The organism is Candidatus Desulfatibia sp., assembly GCF_036446775.1.
In the GTDB taxonomy this organism is placed as follows: Bacteria; Desulfobacterota; Desulfobacteria; order Desulfobacterales; family UBA11574; genus Desulfatibia_A.
Genome location: NZ_JAZFTO010000116.1, coordinates 1 through 2,770, shown reverse-complemented (window position 1 = coordinate 2,770; position 2,770 = coordinate 1). Strand labels below are relative to the sequence as shown.

Sequence of the window (2,770 nt, the reverse complement as noted above, 5' to 3'; positions counted from 1 at the left end):
TGTAAAGGCAAGCGAAGGGTGCAGTACATGTCATGTGAAGGAAGAGAAATAACTGGGGTTGTCGTTGGAGATCGTGAAACTCTCACAGGGTTCCAAATGCTGGCAGAGTTAAGGAGACAGCATGGATAGACGAGGTTTTCTAAAAACGACGCTGGTCGCCGGTAGCGCCGCTTTAGCAGGCAATGGGCTATGTGCTCAGGAGATACGCAAACCAGAGGAGTTTGTAGGGGTTTTAGTGGATACGACCCGCTGTATCGGCTGCAGGGCATGCGAAGTTGCATGTGGTGAAGAGCATGACCTGTTTGTCCCCGACGTGCTTAACGATGGGGCGCTTGAAAAGCACAGGGATACGAGTGACAAGCAATGGATGGTCGTCAATAAATTTGAGACGGAAAAGGGCGATGTATTTGTCAAAAAACAATGTATGCACTGCTACCAGGCTGCTTGTGCCTCCGCCTGTCCCACGGAAGCGATGAATCAAACGATGAAAGGGCCGGTAATCTGGGATGGAGATAAGTGTATTGGTTGCCGCTACTGCATGACTTCCTGCCCCTTTGATATACCAAAATTTGAGTACCATGAATGGAACCCGAAAATCCAGAAATGCACCATGTGCTTTGAACGCCTCGAAGCAGGGCAAAAACCGGCCTGCGTCACGGCATGTCCTACAGACACGCTCATGTTCGGCACCCGCATAAACAATCTGGAAGTTGCCAGGCATCGGATCTACAGCCATCCGGACAAATATGTACACCATATTTACGGCGAGCATGAAGTCGGTGGAACCGGATACATTTATTTGTCGGCTGTACCTTTTGACCAAATAGGGTTTAGAACTGACCTTGGTAATACACCCTATCCGGAGTACACAAAAGAATTCCTCTACGCTGTCCCTATGATTCTTTTCGGCGTGCCGGCCTTTTTGTTAGGACTCAATGCACTTGCAGGTAATAACAAGCCGAATATAGAAGGCGAGATTGAATTTGATTCTGATAATGAGGGGGGCAAGTGATGAGCAACAATGTCAGTGCCACCCGGGAATCTGGCAGCTTCATACGATTCTTGATCCAGGAGATGAAACCACGCGGCAAATGGCTAACGCCGTTTAATGTTATCTCAATTCCGGTCATTCTAACCGGACTGGTCATTTTGTATTTCCGCTTCGTCTACGGTCTCGGCTCGGTGACCAATCTCTCGCAGGAATTTCCCTGGGGCTTCTGGCTCGGTTTCGATGTGATAACCGGTGTTGCTCTTGCGGGTGGGGCCTACGTCATCACGTTTGTCGTTTACGTCATGAAAGTGGAAAAATATTACTCCATTGTGCGTGTCACTATTTTGAACGGATTGCTGGCCTATATTTTTTATGCCGGCGCCCTGTTGTTTGATATCGGGCGACCATGGCATGCCTTAAATCCCTACATTGGCAATTCGTTCGGCTTCAGTTCCGTTATGTTTCTGATTTGCTGGCATTTCTTGCTTTACATGGTTGCCGCATTCATCGAGTTCTCTCCGGTCATCGCGGAATGGGCGCAGTGGGAAAAAGCACGCAAGATTCTCAAGAGCCTTACCCTCGTTACGGTTATTTTAGGAATAACATTATCGCTGCTGCATCAATCAGGCCTCGGGGCATTGTTTCTCATGGCCAAACCCAAAATTCATCCGCTGTGGTGGTCGGAATTTATCCCGATCCTGTTTTTTGTCTCCAGCATTTATGCGGGATTGGCCATGATTATCTTCGAAGGAACCATAAGCCATAGAATTTTTAAGGATCTCATCGACCCTAAGAGCCATCATTCTTTTGACGACATCATTCTTGGATTGGCAAAAGGCGCGGCAATCACCATGTTTGTCTATTATTTTTTGAAAGCACTGGTTTTCATTCACGGCAAGCAATGGGATTTGGTTAACGATGTTTGGGGCTACTGGTATCTGGTAGAAGTGCTTGGTTTCGTATTGGTTCCAGGTTTTATGTTTGCCTTTGGTTTCAGGAACAGAAGTTTAAACATAATCAAAATCGCCTCTGTTATGGCCTTGATTGGCATCGTGCTCAATCGGCTTAACGTTTCCATCATCAGTTTCAAATGGTATGCGGAAGTACATTACTACCCGTCCTGGCAGGAAATTGTGGTAACGCTGATGATTATTTTTGCTGAGGTTTGGATATTCCGGTGGATTGTCACCCGTATGCCGGTGTTTAACTCGACTCATTAGGACAATGAAAATAAGGAATTGAAATGGATTCATTTACTTATGTAAATATTTTTGAAACGAAAGGTCTTGAGTACCTGATTTTGTTGTGTTTTTGGGTGCTGTTTATCTATTTGATCCGATATCTTTCGCCGCGGGTGAAAAAACGGAAAGATTTACATTGATAAACACTCTTGAAAGGGTTTTCGGCTTCTCCGCCGCGGCACTCTCCTACAAGGAGTGCCATGCGGATAAGCCGTTGCCACGAGGCGGTCCCGGGAAACAGGCGGATAGGAGGCGTTTGAATCCGTAGCAGGTGATATATGCTCGGTAGGAAAATAGGTTTTAAGCTGACCTTCGGTGTCGTACTGACGGTCCTTTTGGCGATTGGTGTTTTCGCTTACTTCAATATCCAATCCGAAAGAAAGAGCCTGCTCATGGAAGTGGAGCGGCATGCGAATCAGCTCAGCGAAGCCGTCAAGTCGGACACCGAATACGACATGCTGCGCAACGATCGAGAGCGGATCCATGAGAGCATCCGCCGCATCGGCAAGCAGGAGAGCATAGACCGCGTTCGCGTATT

General features: G+C 47.3%; 3 protein-coding genes. All 3 read left to right on the top strand.

Annotation, left to right across the window (positions count from 1 at the left end; translation table 11 throughout):
• The first annotated feature begins 121 nt into the window (after window positions 1-121).
• Window positions 122-1,012 carry a 4Fe-4S dicluster domain-containing protein gene (locus tag V3S16_RS05680; protein ID WP_413883708.1) on the top strand — a complete coding sequence of 297 codons (891 nt, stop codon included), beginning with the start codon at window positions 122-124 and terminating at the stop codon, window positions 1,010-1,012.
• Window positions 1,012-2,211, top strand: a complete 1,200-nt coding sequence (gene nrfD / locus V3S16_RS05675; RefSeq protein WP_413883707.1) for an NrfD/PsrC family molybdoenzyme membrane anchor subunit — start codon at window positions 1,012-1,014, stop codon at window positions 2,209-2,211. The genes V3S16_RS05680 and nrfD overlap by 1 nt, the downstream gene beginning before the upstream one ends.
• Window positions 2,212-2,510: 299 nt before the next feature.
• Window positions 2,511-2,770 (top strand): hypothetical protein (locus tag V3S16_RS05670; RefSeq protein ID WP_413883706.1); only part of this gene is annotated, 260 nt, incomplete at its 3' end.